The organism is Micromonospora sp. NPDC049081 (genome assembly GCF_040648835.1).
Classification (GTDB): domain Bacteria; phylum Actinomycetota; class Actinomycetes; order Mycobacteriales; family Micromonosporaceae; genus Micromonospora; species Micromonospora antibiotica.
Genome location: NZ_JBEZEK010000007.1, coordinates 19,490 through 35,951, shown reverse-complemented (window position 1 = coordinate 35,951; position 16,462 = coordinate 19,490). Strand labels below are relative to the sequence as shown.

The following is a 16,462-nucleotide window of genomic DNA, read 5'->3' as shown; positions in this document are numbered from 1 at the left end:
CTGCCCGCACGGGTGGGGAACGGGACACCGGGCCCGCGTCGGGCCAACCGGGCAGCCTTTTCCGCGCTGGTTCGCGTACCGTTGCCGCTCATGGGTGTGTCGCAACGGTTGAAGAGCAGGTTCCGCCGGTTCCTCCAGCGCCCCGGGACGACGGTCGACCTGGCTCCGCTGGAGAAGCTGCTGCCGCGGATCGCCGCGCGCGAGGATGACCTGTCGGCGCTCGACGACGACGCGCTGACCGAGGCCGCCGGTGCGGCCACGGAGTACGCCGAGATCTGTGCCGTCGGCCGCGAGGCCGCCCGCCGGGGCCTCGACCAGCGGCCGTACGACGTGCAGCTGCTCGGCGCGATGGCGCTGCTGTCCGGCAAGGTCGCCGAGATGGCCACCGGTGAGGGCAAGACGCTCACCGCCACCATCGCCGCCTACGGGCACGTCCGGCTGGGCAACGGGCCGGTGCACGTACTCACCGTCAACGACTACCTGGCCCGCCGGGACGCCGAGTGGATGACGCCGGTCTACCGGCTGCTCGGATTGAGCGTGGGCTGGGTCAACGAGGCCTCCACCCCGACCGAGCGGCGGGCCGCGTACGGCTGCGACGTCACCTACGTCTCGGTCAGCGAGGCCGGGTTCGACTTCCTGCGCGACCAGCTCGTCACCGACATCGCCGACCGGGTCCAGCCGCCGCTGGCCACCGCGATCGTCGACGAGGCCGACTCGATCCTGATCGACGAGGCCCGGGTGCCGATGGTGCTGGCCGGCTCGACCACCGGCGAGCAGGACCCGGTGCACGCCTCCGCCGCACTCGTGCGCGGCCTGCGCAGGGGCCGGCACTACACGGTCGCCGAGGACGGCCGCAGCGTCGCCTTCACCACCGAGGGCCTGGCCGCCGTCGAGGCCAAGCTGGGCGGCATCGACCTGTACGACACCGAGCACGTCGGCCAGCTCTCCGCGGTGAACGTGGCGCTGCACGCGCACGCCCTGCTGCACCGCGACGTCGACTACATCGTCCGTGACGGTTCGGTGGAGCTGATCGACGAGATGCGCGGCCGGGTCGCCCAGCGCCGCCGCTGGCCCGACGGCCTCCAGGCCGCCGTGGAGGCGAAGGAGGGGCTGGACGCCACCGCCGAGGGCGAGGTGCTGGGCACCATCGCCGTGCAGGCGTACATCGCGCGCTACCCCAAGCTGTGCGGCATGACGGCGACCGCGGTGCTGGTCGGCGACCAGCTCCGCGAGTTCTTCGGCCTCGAGGTGGCGGTGATCCCGCCGAACACCCCCTGCGTCCGCGAGGACGAGCCGGACCGGATCTACGCGACCCGGGCGGAGAAGGAGGAGGCGCTGATCGACGAGATCCGGCGCTGCCACGAGGCGGGCCGCCCGGTGCTGGTCGGCACCCTCGACGTCAAGGAGTCCGAGGGGCTCGCCGCCGGCCTGCGCGCCGCCGGGGTGCCGTGCGTGGTGCTCAACGCCAAGAACGACGACGAGGAGGCGGCGATCATCGCCGAGGCCGGCGCGTACGGCGCGGTGACCGTCTCCACCCAGATGGCCGGCCGGGGCGTGGACATCCGGCTCGGCGGCAGCGAGCAGGTCGACCAGGAGCGGGTGGCCGAACTCGGCGGCCTCTACGTGATCGGCAGCGGCCGGCACGACAGCCGTCGGGTCGACGACCAGCTGCGTGGTCGGGCCGGCCGGCAGGGCGACCCGGGCGGTTCGGTCTTCTTCACCAGCCTGGAGGACGACCTGGTCGTGCGGCACGCCGGCGACACCATCCCGGCCTCGCCCCGGATGAACGCCGACGGCCTGGTCACCGACGAGCAGGTCGACTACGCGGTGGAGCACGCCCAGCGGGTCGCCGAGGGCGTCAACCACGAGATCCACCGCAACACCTGGCGCTACAGCGTCGTCATCGAGCAGCAGCGCATCGCCCTGGCCGAGCGCCGGGAGCGGCTGCTCACCTCGGACGTGGCCGCGCTGATGCTGCTCGACCGGATGCCCGACAAGGCCGGCGAGATGGACGAGGACCTGCTGGCCCGGGTGGCCCGCTCCATCGCGCTCTACCACACTGACCGGCTCTGGGCGGAGCACCTGGCCGAGCTGTCCGAGGTCCGCGAGGGCGTGCACCTTCGGGCGCTGGGCCGGCTCGACCCGCTCGACGAGTTCCACCGGGCGGCGGTGCCGGCGTTCACCAACCTCATCCCCGAGATCGAGACGCGGACCCTGGCGACCTTCGAGGAGACCGAGTTCGCCGAGGACTGGGAGCCGGACGCCGCCAAGCTGGTGCGGCCCAGCGCCACCTGGACGTACCTGGTGCACGACAACCCGTTCGGCTCGGAGCTGGACCGGTTGATCGCCTCGGTCGGTCGTCGGCTCGCCGCCGCCCGCTGAGCGGCCCGGGGAACCCCTCCGGCGCGAAACGCGCCGGAGGGGTTCCTTTACGCGGTTTCGATCCGGTTTTGCCAGGGTAGTAGCCCGGGGCCCACGACTCGGGGGAGAGATCATCACGATGACACAGGCAACGACGCCGGTGCCGGGCGGCAGCTGCACGACGGAGCCCGTGGGCCGGTGAACCTGGACATGCGGGAGCTGACCATCGACACGCTCGGGGTACTGGAGACGGCCGCCCTGCTGCGGGAGCTGACCGCGGGGCTGATCGCGGTCGACGACTTCGACGAGGCGCTGACCGAGCTGGTCCGGATCGCCGCGGACGCCGTACCGGGGGTGCTCTGGTGCGGTTTCACCGCGCTGCGGGCCGGTGAGCCCGCCGGGGTGGCCGCATCGGACCCCCGGCTGGCCGAGCTGGACGACCTGGGGCACGGTGCGGAGTCACCGGCGATGAGCGCCATCCGCCGCCGCGAGATGATCATCGCGACGGATCTGACCGTCGAGGACCGGTGGGCGGCCTGGACCGACCGCGCCCGCCGGCTCGGCGTGCGCGGGGTGATCTCCGCCCCGGTGGACGTGGACGAGCGGGCGGTCGGCTCGATCAACCTGTACGCCGGCCGGGACGGCACGCTGGGCACCCGGCACCAGCTCACCGCGATGCTGCTCGCCGAGCACGCGGGACTGCTGCTGGCCGCCGTACGGGACCGGGCCAGGCGGGCCGAGCGGGACAGCGAACGTGACGGCGCGCTGCTCGGGGAGAACGTCGTCGGCCAGGCCGTCGGGGTGATCATGACCCAGCGGGGCTGCCCGGCGCCGGAGGCCCTCGACGTGCTGCGCAGCGCGGCGTCCTCACTGGACATCCCGCTACGGGAGGTGGCCGAACGGCTGGTCACCACGGTCTCCCGCCCCCGCGAGTCCTGACGACCGGCCGGTTCGGTCGACCCGCTCGCCGGGGCCGACGTAACAGCATCGACGTGTGGCGATGCCGCCATGTCGCCGATGCCGATCCCGGGACCGCGTCGGCCGACGGTGTCGTTTCTCTCCGGACCCGCGAATCACGGCCCGACCGTTTCGTCGCAGCGGCCTGCGGGTAGCACCCTGGACCGGTGAGCTGAACCGATCCCGGGGAGGAAACGATGGAGAGCCGCCTGAGGGTGCAGGGGCATCCCATCCAACCGATGCTCGTGACGTTCCCGTTCGGGCTCTTCGTCAGCGCCACCGTCTTCGACCTCGCGGACGTGGCCGGTGGTCCGGCCTTTCTCGGTGAGGTCGGCTACTGGACGGGGGTCGCCGCGCTGGTGGCCGCCGGGCTCGCGGCAGTGGCCGGCATGATCGACCTGTGGGACGTACGGCCGGGGCCGCACCGTCGCACCATGATCACCTTCAACATGGTCAACGCCGGCATGGCCGCGCTCTTCCTGCTGGCCTGCCTGATCCGGGCGGACGCCCCGCAGCGTGGCGCGACCGGGGTGCTGCTGGTGACCGAGCTGGTGGCGCTGACGGTCGGTGCGGTCGGCGTCGGGCTCGGTGCCCGGCTGATGCGCCAGTTCGATTCCGGCCTCCCGGAGCCCACCGGCTTCGACGCCTTCGACGCACTCCCCGCCGGCTCCACCGTCGAGATCGCCCGCCCCGCCCCCTGACCGAGTCCCCGCCCCGGCAACGCGCCGGGCGGCGATCCGGGTGGGGTCCGGCGCGGACAATCGGGTTGCTGCTCGCGCCGGGGTGCCGCAGGCTGGGCGGATGGTCGGTCGGAGCTGTGCCGAGTTGATCGCCGAGGCGGCGGCGGCCCCCGTCGACGGCTGGGGGTTCGACTGGCTGGACGGCCGGGCCACCGAGGAACGCCCACCGTGGGGTTACGCCCGCCTGTCGGCCGCCCGGATGGGGGCGGCCCGGTCGGCGTTGGACATCGACACCGGTGGTGGTGAGGTGCTGGCCGAGGTGCCGCAGCCGCCCCCGCTGCTGGTCGCCACCGAGGCGTGGCCGCCCAACGTCGCGGTCGCCCGGCGGACGCTGGAACGGCTCGACGGGCGGGTGGTGCAGGTCGACCCCGACGCGGGCCTGCCGTTCCGGGACGCCGCCTTCGACCTGGTGACCAGCCGGCACCCGGTGCACACCCCGTGGGCGGAGATCGCCCGGGTGCTGCGGCCCGGCGGCCACTACCTGTCCCAGCAGATCGGCGCCGGCACCATGCGCGAGCTGAGTGAGGCGGTGCTGGGGCCGCTGCCGCCGCCGGCCACCCGGCACACCGCCCAGGCGGTGGCCGCCGCCCGGTCCGCCGGCCTCGACGTGGTACGCCTCGATCGGGCCGTCCTGCGGGTGGAGTTCCATGACGTCGGTGCCGTGGTCTGGTTCCTGCGTAAGGTGGTCTGGACCGTGCCGGACTTCGACGTCGAGCGGTACCGGCCGCAGTTGGAGCGGCTACACGCGCGGATCCGGGCCGAGGGTGTGTTCGTCGCCCACTCCCGCCGCTTTCTGATCGAGGCCGACAAGCCGGCCGGGTGACCCCGACCACGCCGACCGGTCGGGCGGGAGGTCCACTCCGGGGGGTCGCCGACGCGGTGTCCGCCTGCCAGGGCACCGCACCGTCGACCGGGCCGAGTCGACCGGGCCCGGGGGCCGCCGCGCCCGTCGCGGCTGGCCGGTGTCCCCGCCGGAGCCGGGGTCAGCGGGTGGCGAGCAGGGTGAGCATCTCCGGCAGGTCGAAGAAGCGGGCCGTCTCCACCGCCGACGGGGTGCCGTGCTCCGGGTCGGCTCCGGCGTCGAGCAGGGCACGTACCGTCTCGGCGTCGCGCCGGAACACCGCTGCGGCGAGCGCCGTCTGCCCCCGGTCGTTGACCCGGGTGTGGTCCGCGCCCCGGGCCAGCAGCACCGCCACGGTCTGCGGGTGGGCGTGGTAGGCGGCCAGGATGAGCAGGGTGTCGCCCCTGTCGTTGGTCATGTTCACCGGTAGCCCGGCGTCGACGTGGCCGCCGAGTTCGGTGGCCTCGCCCAGCCGGGCCAGGTCGAACATGCGGTGGGCGAAGGCCAGCGTCTCGGCGTCCAACTCCTCGGTCACCGGTCCAGCCTAGAGGTCCGGGCGCGGGCGGTGGCGTGGTCGCCGGGTGCCCGCTGTCACCCCGTCCGGATGCCGGAGCGGGCCGGCCCGCACCGCCTGTCCCAGCATGCGGTATTACCTACTAAACCTATAGGCTTTACAGCTTAGAGTGGTGCGGGACGTTTCACCACGGGAGTGACCATGACCAGCATCCACACCGCCGACCTGCTCGCCGTCGCGGGCCGGTACACCGACCCCACCACCTGGACGGTGCCGCTGTGCTTCGACCGCGCCGAGCGGTGGTACGCCCGGCTCGCCTCGGCCGACGACCACGAGGTCTGGGCGCTGAGCTGGCTGCCCGGTCAGGGCACCGACCTGCACGATCACGGTGGCTCATCGGGTGCCTTCCTGGTCGTCGCCGGTGAGTTGACCGAACAGACGGTCTCCGGTGGACGGCTGCGCCCGCACCGGCTCGCTGCCGGGACCGGGCGACGGTTCGGCCCCCGCCACGTGCACGTGGTGACCAACCGGGGCGACCGGCCCGCGGTCAGCGTGCACGTCTACCGGCCCGAACTGCGCCACATGACCCGGTACCACCTCGTCGACGGCCGGCTCCAGGTGGCCGAGGTCGCCCTCGCCGGCGTCTCCTGGTGACGCCCCCCGCCGCTATCCCCGCCCCTGCCGCTGTCCCCGCCCCCGCCCCTGCTCCGCCCGCCCGTCGGCTCGCCCATGGAAGGACCGCGACGATGCCGCAGCACCTCACCCTCACCGAGAGTTGTCCGGCCCCGCCACCGGGTTCGCGTGGCATCGACGAGATCCTCGCCGAGGCCCGCACCCGCCTGCGCCGGCTCGACCCCGAGCAGGCGCACCTGGCCCACCGGGGCGGATCACTGATGGTCGACATCCGGCCGGCCGCCCAACGGGCCGCCCACGGCACCGTGCCGGGCGCTCTGGTGATCGAACGCAACGTCCTGGAGTGGCGGCTCGATCCACGCTGCCCGGCCCGGCTACCCGAGGCGGCCGGCTACGACCTGCCGGTGCTGGTGATCTGCCAGGAGGGCTACACCTCGTCGTTGGCCGCCGTCGCGTTGCAGGATCTCGGGCTGCACCGGGCCACCGACGTGGTCGGCGGATTCGTCGCCTGGCGGATCGCCGGACTGCCCACCCTGGGGCCGGCGCCGTCGCCCCGTACCCCCTCCCTCGCGCCGCCGGTGACCGCCGGCCGGACGCCGCACTGACCGTCGCGCCCCACCGGGCGTGGCGGACGCACCGCCACACAGGAGGCTCCCATGTCCCTCGTCACCCTCACCGCGCGTCCGCACCCACCGGGCCGCCCCGACCGGGTGGCGCCGGGCCGGCCCCGGTCCACGCCGTCGGTGACCATCACCCTGGACCTGACCGCCGGGCCGCTGACGCCCCGGCTGGCCCGCCTGGTCGACCTGCTCGGCGAACTGGTCGAGACGGGGGAGGGGGCGGTCCGGCTCAGCGAGCCGACGGCCCCGCGCCTGCTGTCGTCGGTGCCGCCCCCGCGCCCGTCGCCGGCCACGATGGACCCCTCGCCGGCCGGCGACGACCCGCAGACCCTGCGGATCTTCGCCGGCACCCGGGTGGTGCGCCAGGGCGAGCGGGAGATCTCGCTCACCCGCATCGAGTTCGACCTGCTGCTCTTCCTCGCCGAGCACCCGCACCGGGTCTTCACCCGGCTCCAGCTGCTCGGCAGCGTCTGGGGGTACGAGCACGCCGTCGCCCGTACCGTGGACGTGCACGTCCGGCGGCTGCGCGCCAAGTTCGGCGCGGACACCCCGCTGGTGACCACCGTGTACGGAGTGGGTTACCGACTCGCCGACGAGGCGAGGGTCCGGGTGGACCGCTTCCGCTGACCGTCGGACCCATTCGCGACGCACCCGGCTCAGCCGAGCGGGTGCGTCGCGTCGTCGTGGTGGTGCCCTGACGCGCAGGCACCCCCCGTTTTGGGGCACGTCGGCGCTTCTGCTGTAATCATCTGGCTCGTACGCAGAGCGAGGGACCGGCTGCGAACTGTTCGTCAATTGTCACATTCATGCAACGCGGTCGCCCCTTGACCCCCGTCCAGGGGCCGGGAAGCATCGATGCAGCGGCGTCCCGGGCCGTGCGGAGTTACCCGGACCAGCCCAAGGAGGACCATGTCGGTCAGCCCCGCATCGTCGCGCGCCGGATGGCATACGTCCCAACCCTCGGTCCCGGGCCGACCCCCCGGCGGCCAGCGTCGGCCGGCCAACGGCGTGACCCCCGTGCTCACCGTGACCCTGTCGATCCCGCTGGCCAGCGAGGAGTCGCTGACCCCGCCGGCCCGCCGGCTGCTGGAGGCGGCCCGCGAGATGCTGGAGCGCGGCGAGGGCACCATCACCACCACCGGCGTCCCCGCCGAGCGGCGACCCGACCAGGTCCCGGCCGGCCGGTCCCCGGGTCGGTCCCTCGCGACCACCATCCCGATGCTGCACATCCTGGCCTCCTCCCGTTCGGTGCTGCGCGACGGCGAGCCGCTGCCGCTGACCCGGCTGGAATTCGACCTGTTGCTGCACCTGGTGGCCCACCCCCGTCGGGTGTTCACCCGGTTGCAACTGCTCAACGCCGTGTGGGGCTACGAGCATGCCGGGGTACGCACCGTGGACGTGCACGTCCGTCGGCTGCGCGGCAAGGTCGGCATCGACGTCCCGTTGGTGACCACGGTCTACGGGGTGGGCTACCGGCTCGCCGACGACGCCCGGGTCACCGTCGACCGCACCGGCTGAGGGCCCGCAGGGCACCATGGGGGGATGCGTGTCCGTCCGATCTCGCCCGACCGGCTCGTCGCCGAGTTGACCGAACGGCTCCTCACGGTCGCGTCCGTACCGGCCTCCGCCGGATCCGCTGCGCCGGCCCATCTACGGGTCGCGGTCGACGGCCCACCGGCTGCGGCTCCCGAGCGGCTCGCCGCCGCCCTGATCGACCCGCTGCGCGCCGGGGGCCGCCCGGCGGTGCACCTGCGTGCCGGGGACTTCCTCCGGCCCGCCTCGGTCCGCTACGAAACCGGCCGGACCAACCCCGACGCCTACTACGAGAGCTGGACCGACGAGGCCGGCCTGCGTCGGGAGGTGCTCGACCCGGCCGGCCCCGGTGGCACCGGGCGGGTGCTGCCCTCACTGTGGGACGCGGCGGCCGACCGGGCCAGCCGGGCGGCCTACCGGGTCCTGTCCCCGGGTACGGTGCTGGTGGTCAGTGGGGCGTTCCTGCTCGGTGGGGGACTCCCGTTCGACGTCACCGTGCACCTGGTGCTCTCGCCGGGCGCGCTGGCCCGGCGCACCGAACCGGCACAGCGGTGGACCCTCCCGGCCTTCGCCCGGTATGCCGACGAGGTCGCCCCGGCCTCCTTCGCCGACGTGGTGGTCCGGGTCGACGACCCCCGCCACCCGGCTTGGGTGCAGCGGGACGAAGCGACCGGCTGAGCCCTCCGCGTGGCTCACGGGAGGCGGCGCTCACCGGACCGGGAAACCCGGTGGTTTGCCGGATCGGGAGAGTGGGTAATCGCGGGGCTCATCCGGCACGGATGATCTCAACCGTGCCGTCCGAGTCCGGAGTGCGCCGTTCGGCCGCGCCGGTCCCAGGAAAGGCAGGCAGCGATGCTCGTCCACGACACCGCCGGCACCGCCCGTACCACGGCGGAGGCCGACCAGATCCGGACCTCCCTGCGGGCCCGTTACGACGAGTTGTCCGCGGAGTACGAGCAGGCCGTCGCGCAGAGCCAGGTGCTGCGGCTGGTGGAGGTCGGCGACACCGCCGGCGACGACCAGGCCGACAGCGGCACCAAGACCGCCGAGCGGGACACCGCCCAGTCCCTGCTGCGCACCATCCTCGACCGGCGGGCCCAGTTCGAGCACGCGCTGACCCGGCTGGACGAGGGCACCTACGGCTTCTGCGAGGGCTGCACGGCGCCGATCCCGGTGGAGCGGCTCGAGATCTACCCCTCGGCCACCGCCTGCGTGACCTGCAAGCAGAACCGGGAGCGGCGGGCCGCCTGACCGCAGCCCTCCCGCCACCACGCACCGACCGCCGTCCACCACATGCGGCCGGCCGCTGACCGCGGCCCCGGTGCCGCCACCACCGGCCGGTGACCGACGCCGGTCACCTCCCCCAGGTCGCCTGGTTTCACCTCGTCGGGGTGAGGACGACTCACCCCGCCACCGGGCAGCATCGAAGGTGCCGGCCGGAACTGGCGGACCGGGGCGATGCTCCGGGCCGTGCCGGCCGGCAGGGCCGACCGGTCGCGTCGTGCGGCCGGACACCGAGAACGGGCACGGAGGTGACCGAGATGGCGGTGCGGGTGGTGGTGGACCCACGACGGGGCGCGGTGCTGCACGTCGTCGGCTCGGGTGGGGACACCCGTCGACCGGAACGGACCGGCCGGGGCGGCAGTCCTGCCCGCCAGGGGCGGGGCCCGTCGGGGCCACCCCGACGTGCCGACGACCGTCGGTGGGACGGCGAGCCGAAGGCCGGGAGGTGACCCGATGGCGGAGCAACTGATGTCGGCGTTCGAGTCGTCGGTGGACAAGACCAACCTGATCCTCAAGGACATCGAGCAGGCGTACGGGTGGCCCCGGGCGCGACGCAACCAGTCGTACGCGGCGCTGCGTACGGTGCTGCACCTGCTGCGCGACCGGATGACCGTGCAGGAGTGCGCGGAGTTCGCCGCCCAGTTGCCGGTCCTGGTGCGGGGCATCTACTTCGACGGGTGGCAGCCGGAGAACGTGCCGGTCAAGCTCAACCGGGACGACTTCCTCTACGAGGTCCGGCAGGGTTTCCCGTACGACGTCGAGGGTGGCCCGCAGCGGGTGACGCAGGTGGTGCTGGACGCCCTGCGCCGGCACGTCACCCAGGGCGAGTGGCAGGACGTGAAGTCCGGCATGCCGAGGGACCTGCAACGGCTGATTCCCTGATCCGGGTCGCACGTTGCCCCCGACCCGGGCCCGGCGATCCGTCCCGCGCGTCGGACCGGGCGTCTACGGTGTGGTTAGAGAAGATCGTGTGGGGGGTACCACCCGCACGACAGACCCCGCCCGTGGCGGGGCGGCACACCCGAGGGAGCACCCATGGCACTGAACGACGACGACATCCAGACCACCAGCGGCGGCGGCCTCGAAGGTCCGGCCGACGGCGGCGCGACCCCGGGTCAGCACGACGGTGGCGCGGACGGCAGCGCGGAGGGCCCGGCCGACGGCGGGGCCACCCCGGGTCAGCACGACGGCGGCGCCGACGGCAGCGCCCGCTGACCGGCACCATGACGATCATCGACCCGCCGGGCGGCCACGGCCGCCCGGCGGTCCCGTCTACGGCGACCCGGGCGTTGGCCCGCTGCGTCAGCGTCGAACCGGCCAAGTTCGCCGCGGCCCACTGGGGTCGCGCGCCACTGCTGTCCCGCGCCGCCGAGCTGCCCAACGCCGCCGGGTTCACCGATCTGCTCAGCCCGGACGACGCCGACGAGTTGCTCAGCCGGCGGGGTCTGCGTACCCCGTTCCTGCGGGTGGCCCGCGACGGCCAGTTGGTGCCGGCGGCGCGGTTCACCGGCGGCGGCGGCGCGGGCGCGGAGATCAGCGACCAGGTCCTCGACGAGCGCATCCTGGAGCTGTACGCCGGTGGTGCGACGCTGGTGCTCCAGGGACTGCACCGGCTCTGGCCGGCCCTGGTCGACTTCGCCCGCGACCTCGGTGCCGCCCTGACGCAGCCGTTGCAGGTCAACGCCTATCTCACCCCACCGGGGAGCCAGGGCTTCGCCACCCACTACGACACCCATGACGTCTTCGTGCTCCAGGTCGACGGCCGTAAGCACTGGCGGATCCACCCGCCCGTGCTGACCGACCCGTTGGAGCGCCAGCCCTGGGGCGGTCGGGCCGACGAGGTGTCCGCCACCGCCGACGGCCCGGCCGCACTGGACGTGGTCCTCGAACCGGGCGACGCGCTCTACCTGCCGCGTGGTTGGCTGCACAGCGCCCAGGCACAGGAGTCCCGCTCGCTGCACCTGACCGTGGGTATCCGGGCGCTGACCCGGTACGCCCTGGTCGAGGAGCTGCTGGCGCTGGCCGCCGAGGATCCCCGGCTGCGGGCCGGGTTGCCCTTCGGCACCGACGTCGCCGACCCGGACGCCATCGAGCCGGAGCTGACCGAGACCGTCGAGGCGCTGCGCGACTGGCTGCTGCGGGCCGACCCGGCTGCGGTCTCCGCCCGGCTGCGGGACCGGGCCTGGCCGGCCGCCCGGCCGGCCCCGATCCGGCCGCTGGCCCAGGCCGCCGCGCTCGACGGCCTCACCGCCGACAGCCGGATAGCACCCCGGGGCGGCCTGCGCTGGCAGCTCACCGCCGACGCCGACCGGGTGGCGCTGCGGCTGGTCGACCGCACCGTCACCCTGCCCGCCCAGTGTGCGGCGGCGCTGCGTGCCCTGCTCGGGTCCACCGGTCTGCGGGTGGGCGACCTGCCCGGTCTCGACGACGACGCCGACCGGTTGGTGCTGGCCCGTCGATTGCTACGCGAGGCGGTCGCCGTACCGCTGTGAGCGCCGGCCCGGCCGGGCCGGCGAGTGGTCCGACCCGCGCCCCGGGCCGGGCGGTCCGGGGCGTGGTCAGCGGGTCGACACCAGCAGCAGGACCGTGGTCAGCACCCCGGCGGCCAGCACGACCGCCAACGGGCGGGGGCCGAGCAGCGCGTGCCGGCGGTCGGCGAGCCGCTTCGCCGGTGCCAGCCCGGCCACCGGGCCGAGCAGCGTCACCACCAGCGCCAGCACCGGCATCCCGACGGCCAGGTCACCACCGTAGCGCTGGCCGAGGGCCCGGGCGCCGGCCCCGAGGGCGTACGCGACGACCGCCCCGGCCACCCCGCAGAGGGCGAGCAGCGGGTTCACCGACCCGGGCAGCTCACCGCGTTGCCCGGTCCGGTCCAGCAGCTCGCGTACGCCGTGCAGCAGCGGCACCGGGTCGCCGGTGACGTCCCGGGCCGGCCCCGGCGGGTCGCCGAGGCGGCGGGTGCCCAGCAGGGAACGCAGCTCGGCCCAGAGGTGACCGACCTCGGTGTCGACCCGCTCCAGCATCGACCGGGCGTCGGTGGCCTCCTGCTCGGCGTCCCGCAGCTGGGCGCTCGCCTGGGCCACGGCCCGTTGCGCGGCGGCGCACTGCTGGTCGTGCCAGGCCTGCGCCTCGGCCCGCTGGGCGGCCACCCGGCCGGTCAGTTCGGCGAGCCGGCGCACGTGCGCGGCGTAGGTGTCACTGGCGACCGGTTCGTTCATCGGGACGGACCATAAGGGATGATCACCTGTCCGGTGCGGTGCACCGCCCGGTCGAAGAAGAGCCCACGCCACGGACGCGGGTACCAGTCCGGCCCGCCGGAGCCCGGGTAGAGCGCCGAGCCCAGCTCGCCACCCTGCACGTCCAGGGCCACCCAGGCGCCGATCTGGTCGGTCCGGGCGGCCGGCCCGCCCAGGTCCGCCCGCATCCGGGCCACCCCCCGCCACCAGGCCAGCACGTGGGTACGCCGTTCCGGCCCGTCGTGCAGGATGCGGCGCAGCCGGTCCAGCCCGGTCGATCCGGTCGAGCCGGTCGCCAGCGCCCCCGCCGCCGCGTCGACGGCGAACAGCAGCAGGTAGTGCGGGGTGGACGGGGTGCCGGGGCGGGTCAGCGCGGTCGCCGTCTCGGCCATCAGCTCGGCCACCGTTTCCTCGTCGTACCAGGCGGCGTCGTCGGCGAGGTCCTCGTAGAGGGCACGGGCCGCCGGGTCGGCGTCCGGGTCGAGGCAGGCGATGGAGAACCGGGCGCTGCCGGGGCGGTGCTGCCGGGCCAGCGAGCGGGCGGCGGCGTCGAGCACCGCGCACGCCTCGTCGACCCGGGTGCCCAGGACGGCGAGGTTGCGGCCGGGTGCCCGGGGCAACCGCAGCGCCGCCGAGCGGGACTGCACGTCGATGATCTCGCCGAGGACGGCGACCGGGCCGCGCGGCGGGAGGTCATCCTCCGGCGGGGTGAGCGCCCGGAAGTCGGGGGCCTCGGCGAGCCGGGGGATCGCGTCGCCGTCGAAGAGCCGCGCCGGGGCGGCGTCGGCGGGCCGCATCCGCCACAGCCGGTGCTGCAACTCGCTCCAGGTCTCCCAGTCGCTGGCCGACGGGATGCGGGCCACCTGGTTGCCCTCGGTCATCCCCGACTCGGCGTTGACCACCGCGTGGTGGCGGGGTAGCGCCTGCGCGGCGTCGTTGCGTTCGGCGAGGATGCGCAGCGCCTTGGGCAGGGCGATCCGCAGGGTGAACTGGGCGACCAGGGCGGGCCGCCCCCACAGCGCCTCGATGCCCCGGACGTCCTGCGAGGCGAGCACCAGGTGGATGCCCTGCGACCGACCGCGTCGGGCCAGGTCCTCCAGCAGGTCGGCGGCCTCCCGGGCCACCACGTCCCGACCGGCCAGCAGCGCCTGGAACTCGTCGACCACCGCGACGATCCGGGGCCAGTGCCCGGTCGGGTCCACCGCGCGCAGCTCGGCCAGCTTGGTCACCTCGTGTTTCTTGGCCGCGTCGGCGCGTCGGCGCAGCTCCTCGGCGAGGAAACGCAGCAGGGCCAGGCCGAACTCCCGGTCGGTGTTCACGTTGATCCCGACCAGCCGCATGTGCGGCAGCCAGCTCGGGTCACGGCGGCCCTGGGCGAACCGGGCGAAGGACACCCCCTCCTTGAAGTCGAGCAGATAGAACTCCAGCTCGGCGGGGGAGTAGCGGGCGGCCAGCGCACCGATCCAGGCGAAGATGAGGTTGGTCTTGCCGGTGCCGGACGGCCCGCCGATCAGCGCGTGCGGGGGATAGTCGCCGAGGGTCAGCAGCACCGGCCGGCCGTGCGGTCCCTCGCCGATCGGGGCGGTGAGCCCGTGTGCCGAGTCGTCCTTCCACATCTGCTCCGGCGGGGGGAGCAGGTCGGTGAAGGGGGTCGGTGGCGGCCCGGCGTTGACCCGGGTGGCGACCTCCCGGCAGGTCTCGGTGACCAGGGTGGCCGGTGGGGGCGGGTCGAGGCGTACCGGGGGGCCGGGTGGGTCGCCGATGCGGACCCCGCCCGGGCCGGTGACGATCCGGGTGAGGCTCGGGTCGTCCGGCAGGTCGATGCCGCGTGTCACCAGGTGCACCCCGCAGGCCGCGCCGGTGCGCACCACCCGGTCGAGCTGGCCACGTTCGTGCCGGGACAACTCGTCCCCGCCGAGCAGTACCGCCACCCGCCACGGTTCGGGGCGTCGGCCGGTGGCCACGGCCAGGGCGCGCAGCGAGCCGTACTCGCCGGCCAGCACCGTCTCGTTGATCCGGCGGATCTGTTCCACCAGGTCGTCGAGGAGCCGGGCCAGCCCGCCCGGCCCGACGAAGGTGAGCAGCCCGGCGGTGCCGAGCGGGGCGAAGCCGGCCAGGCCGCCACCGAGGTGTTCGGGGTCGTAGCCGTAGAGCCGGACCGCGCCCGGCTCGGCCCGGCCGACCCCGCGCAGCAGCAGCGCCGACACCACCGCGTCGGCACCCTCCCGGTCGTCACCGAGCAGCTGCACGTGACCGGCGTCGAGCAGCGGCACCAGCGCCGGGACGGGTTCCGCCCCGGGCACCCGCAGGGTGCCGACGCGCAGCGGGCCGGGGCTCTCGCCGCGTCCCGCCGGGGTGACCCGCCACCCGGACCACGGCATGCCGGCCGCCCCGGGGGCCTCCCGACGGGCTGCCTCGGTCGCCCGGTGGGCCAGCTCGGCGAGCCGGGCGGCGTGTCGTCGGTCGATCTCGACGAGTCGTCGGTCACGTTCCACGCCGACCCGCTCCGGTACGGCGGTGGCGGCCCGCCGGACCCGGGTCAGCCGGTCCCGGGCGGCGGTCAGCTCCATCTCCGCCGAGGCGAGCCGGGTACGGGTGACGCCGAGCGCCTCGGAGAGCATCCCCCGCACCCGCGCCGCCAGCTGGGCGCGTAGGTCAGCCACGGGGCCCACCGTCCGCCCACGGACTCCTGCGGCCCGGCGCGGGGAACCCGGTGGGTGGCCCCGCCCCCGGCGGCGGGCCCGGCTCGGGCCGGCGGGGTGGGGCCGGCTCGGGCCGGCGCGGCGGGCGTGACCCGGGGTGCCGCTCGGCGGGTGGACGCGGGCGCGAGCGGTCGGCCTCCGGTGCCCGCTCGGGCGGCTGGGGGGCCGGCTGCCTGTCGCGTTCCTCGCGGGGCAGCTCCCGGCCGAGCCGGGCCAGCAGCACCCCGGTGAGCACACCTGCGGTGACGGCGGGGTCGGCGGCGTGGGGTTGCGCGTCGTCCCCCTCACCCCGGCGTGGTGGGGGCATCCGGCAGACCCGGGTGAGCAGGGTGTCCAGCACCGGTGGGGGCAGCCCGGGCAGCAGGTCGCGGACCCGGCCGTCCAGCTCCCGGCGCAGCCGGGGCAGGTCGTCGGCGCGGGGCGGGTGGCCGAGTAGTTCCCCGGCGAGGTCGCGCAGCAGCGGTGGGGCGATCGCGGCCAGGCCGAGGCCGACGTCGGCGTGGGCGGCGCGCAGCTCCCGGTGCAGCCGGTCCCGGTCGCCGGAACGGATGCCGGCCACCACCCGACGCAGCAGCTCACGCGAGTCGGCGACCCGCTCGTCCGGCTGCTCGGCGGGGCCTTCCCGCCCGCCGGTCAGCTCGGCCACCCGGACCGCCCACCAGCGTTTGACGGTGGGGTCCTCCTCGGTGGCCGGTGCCGGTGCGGCGGGCGGTGCGGTGCTCTCGCCCCGGGGCCCGTCGTGGCGTGGCGCGGGACCGTCGGCGCGGGCCGGGGGCGGGCCGTCGGGGGCCAGCCCGATGGCGGCCAGGTATCCGGAGAGCTGCTCCTGGGCGACCCGCAGGGCGTGCCCGGCCGACTCGGCGTGCTCGGTGGCGGCGGCGAGTTCCGGCACCCCCATCGGGTTGGCCGACTCCTGACGTACCCAACGCAGCCGCTCGGTGGCCTGGCCGAACTTCTCCAGGGCCAGGGCGAGCTGGGCCAGCGGGAACTCCTCGGCGGCGGCCCGTACCTGGGCTCCGACGTCCTCGACGATGGACACGA

The 16,462-nt window shown here is 74.9% G+C and carries 17 protein-coding genes; 13 read left to right on the top strand and 4 right to left on the bottom strand.

Annotated elements, in window-relative coordinates; all coding sequences use genetic code 11:
* Positions 1-90: 90 nt before the first annotated feature.
* The 4 genes from secA2 to AB0B63_RS12930 all read left to right on the top strand — a co-directional run bounded on the left by secA2 (position 91) and on the right by AB0B63_RS12930 (position 4,881).
* On the top strand, positions 91-2,382 hold the full coding sequence (gene secA2, locus AB0B63_RS12945) for an accessory Sec system translocase SecA2 (protein WP_357017738.1): 2,292 nt from the start codon (positions 91-93) through the stop codon (positions 2,380-2,382).
* Between the two features lie 177 nt (positions 2,383-2,559).
* Positions 2,560-3,300 carry a GAF and ANTAR domain-containing protein gene (locus tag AB0B63_RS12940; RefSeq protein WP_208566300.1) on the top strand — a complete coding sequence of 247 codons (741 nt, stop codon included), beginning with the start codon at positions 2,560-2,562 and terminating at the stop codon, positions 3,298-3,300.
* A gap of 215 nt (positions 3,301-3,515) precedes the next feature.
* Positions 3,516-4,019: a DUF2231 domain-containing protein gene (locus tag AB0B63_RS12935; protein WP_208566299.1), complete on the top strand. Its 504-nt coding sequence runs from the start codon at positions 3,516-3,518 to the stop codon at positions 4,017-4,019.
* Positions 4,020-4,119: 100 nt separating this feature from the next.
* The gene (locus tag AB0B63_RS12930) at positions 4,120-4,881 is read left to right on the top strand and encodes a class I SAM-dependent methyltransferase (RefSeq protein ID WP_357017734.1); all 762 of its coding nucleotides are present in this window, start codon (positions 4,120-4,122) and stop codon (positions 4,879-4,881) included.
* A 160-nt stretch (positions 4,882-5,041) separates the two neighbouring features.
* Here AB0B63_RS12930 and AB0B63_RS12925 read toward each other — a convergent pair whose 3' ends face one another.
* Positions 5,042-5,434 carry an ankyrin repeat domain-containing protein gene (locus AB0B63_RS12925; protein ID WP_208566297.1) on the bottom strand — a complete coding sequence of 131 codons (393 nt, stop codon included), beginning with the start codon at positions 5,432-5,434 and terminating at the stop codon, positions 5,042-5,044.
* 180 nt (positions 5,435-5,614) lie between these two features.
* Here AB0B63_RS12925 and AB0B63_RS12920 point away from each other — a divergent pair, with 180 nt between their 5' ends.
* The 9 genes from AB0B63_RS12920 to AB0B63_RS12880 all read left to right on the top strand — a co-directional run bounded on the left by AB0B63_RS12920 (position 5,615) and on the right by AB0B63_RS12880 (position 11,975).
* On the top strand, positions 5,615-6,067 hold the full coding sequence (locus tag AB0B63_RS12920) for a cysteine dioxygenase family protein (protein ID WP_208566296.1): 453 nt from the start codon (positions 5,615-5,617) through the stop codon (positions 6,065-6,067).
* Between the two features lie 92 nt (positions 6,068-6,159).
* A complete protein-coding gene (locus AB0B63_RS12915) occupies positions 6,160-6,651 on the top strand; it encodes a rhodanese-like domain-containing protein (RefSeq protein WP_208566295.1) in 492 nt (163 codons plus the stop codon).
* A 138-nt stretch (positions 6,652-6,789) separates the two neighbouring features.
* Positions 6,790-7,293 carry a winged helix-turn-helix domain-containing protein gene (locus AB0B63_RS12910; protein WP_357018167.1) on the top strand — a complete coding sequence of 168 codons (504 nt, stop codon included), beginning with the start codon at positions 6,790-6,792 and terminating at the stop codon, positions 7,291-7,293.
* 282 nt (positions 7,294-7,575) lie between these two features.
* Entirely contained in the window at positions 7,576-8,184 is a 609-nt protein-coding gene (locus tag AB0B63_RS12905) for a winged helix-turn-helix domain-containing protein (RefSeq protein WP_208566293.1), read from the top strand.
* A 24-nt stretch (positions 8,185-8,208) separates the two neighbouring features.
* On the top strand, positions 8,209-8,877 hold the full coding sequence (locus AB0B63_RS12900; protein WP_357017729.1) for a uridine kinase: 669 nt from the start codon (positions 8,209-8,211) through the stop codon (positions 8,875-8,877).
* 174 nt (positions 8,878-9,051) lie between these two features.
* Entirely contained in the window at positions 9,052-9,450 is a 399-nt protein-coding gene (locus tag AB0B63_RS12895) for a TraR/DksA C4-type zinc finger protein (protein WP_208566291.1), read from the top strand.
* A gap of 486 nt (positions 9,451-9,936) precedes the next feature.
* Positions 9,937-10,365 (top strand): DUF2267 domain-containing protein, encoded by a 429-nt coding sequence (locus AB0B63_RS12890; RefSeq protein ID WP_357017725.1) that lies wholly within the window; start codon positions 9,937-9,939, stop codon positions 10,363-10,365.
* Between the two features lie 153 nt (positions 10,366-10,518).
* Positions 10,519-10,698, top strand: a complete 180-nt coding sequence (locus AB0B63_RS12885) for a hypothetical protein (RefSeq protein ID WP_357018198.1) — start codon at positions 10,519-10,521, stop codon at positions 10,696-10,698.
* Positions 10,699-10,706: 8 nt separating this feature from the next.
* Entirely contained in the window at positions 10,707-11,975 is a 1,269-nt protein-coding gene (locus AB0B63_RS12880; protein WP_357017722.1) for a cupin domain-containing protein, read from the top strand.
* A gap of 66 nt (positions 11,976-12,041) precedes the next feature.
* On the opposite strand, the gene AB0B63_RS12875 is transcribed toward AB0B63_RS12880, so the two are convergent.
* The 3 genes from AB0B63_RS12875 to AB0B63_RS12865 are packed head-to-tail and all read right to left on the bottom strand — an operon-like array spanning position 12,042 to position 16,460.
* On the bottom strand, positions 12,042-12,701 hold the full coding sequence (locus AB0B63_RS12875) for a hypothetical protein (RefSeq protein WP_357017719.1): 660 nt from the start codon (positions 12,699-12,701) through the stop codon (positions 12,042-12,044).
* Complete coding sequence (locus AB0B63_RS12870) at positions 12,698-15,382, bottom strand: FtsK/SpoIIIE domain-containing protein (RefSeq protein WP_357017716.1); 2,685 nt, start codon at positions 15,380-15,382, stop codon at positions 12,698-12,700. Before AB0B63_RS12870 ends, AB0B63_RS12875 begins: the two co-directional genes overlap by 4 nt.
* The gene (locus AB0B63_RS12865) at positions 15,375-16,460 is read right to left on the bottom strand and encodes a hypothetical protein (RefSeq protein WP_357017713.1); all 1,086 of its coding nucleotides are present in this window, start codon (positions 16,458-16,460) and stop codon (positions 15,375-15,377) included. Before AB0B63_RS12865 ends, AB0B63_RS12870 begins: the two co-directional genes overlap by 8 nt.
* Between the last annotated feature and the right edge of the window lie 2 nt (positions 16,461-16,462).

Excerpts from the sequence above, each read along its gene's own strand:
- AB0B63_RS12895 (WP_208566291.1), top strand. The coding sequence starts at position 9,052 with ATGCTCGTCCACGACACCGCCGGCACCGCCCGTACCACGGCGGAGGCC.
- AB0B63_RS12930 (WP_357017734.1), top strand. The coding sequence starts at position 4,120 with ATGGTCGGTCGGAGCTGTGCCGAGTTGATCGCCGAGGCGGCGGCGGCC.
- AB0B63_RS12875 (WP_357017719.1), bottom strand. The coding sequence starts at position 12,701 with ATGAACGAACCGGTCGCCAGTGACACCTACGCCGCGCACGTGCGCCGG.
- AB0B63_RS12885 (WP_357018198.1), top strand. The coding sequence starts at position 10,519 with ATGGCACTGAACGACGACGACATCCAGACCACCAGCGGCGGCGGCCTC.
- AB0B63_RS12900 (WP_357017729.1), top strand. The coding sequence starts at position 8,209 with ATGCGTGTCCGTCCGATCTCGCCCGACCGGCTCGTCGCCGAGTTGACC.
- AB0B63_RS12935 (WP_208566299.1), top strand. The coding sequence starts at position 3,516 with ATGGAGAGCCGCCTGAGGGTGCAGGGGCATCCCATCCAACCGATGCTC.
- AB0B63_RS12890 (WP_357017725.1), top strand. The coding sequence starts at position 9,937 with ATGGCGGAGCAACTGATGTCGGCGTTCGAGTCGTCGGTGGACAAGACC.
- AB0B63_RS12880 (WP_357017722.1), top strand. The coding sequence starts at position 10,707 with ATGACGATCATCGACCCGCCGGGCGGCCACGGCCGCCCGGCGGTCCCG.
- AB0B63_RS12920 (WP_208566296.1), top strand. The coding sequence starts at position 5,615 with ATGACCAGCATCCACACCGCCGACCTGCTCGCCGTCGCGGGCCGGTAC.
- secA2 (WP_357017738.1), top strand. The coding sequence starts at position 91 with ATGGGTGTGTCGCAACGGTTGAAGAGCAGGTTCCGCCGGTTCCTCCAG.
- AB0B63_RS12915 (WP_208566295.1), top strand. The coding sequence starts at position 6,160 with ATGCCGCAGCACCTCACCCTCACCGAGAGTTGTCCGGCCCCGCCACCG.
- AB0B63_RS12905 (WP_208566293.1), top strand. The coding sequence starts at position 7,576 with ATGTCGGTCAGCCCCGCATCGTCGCGCGCCGGATGGCATACGTCCCAA.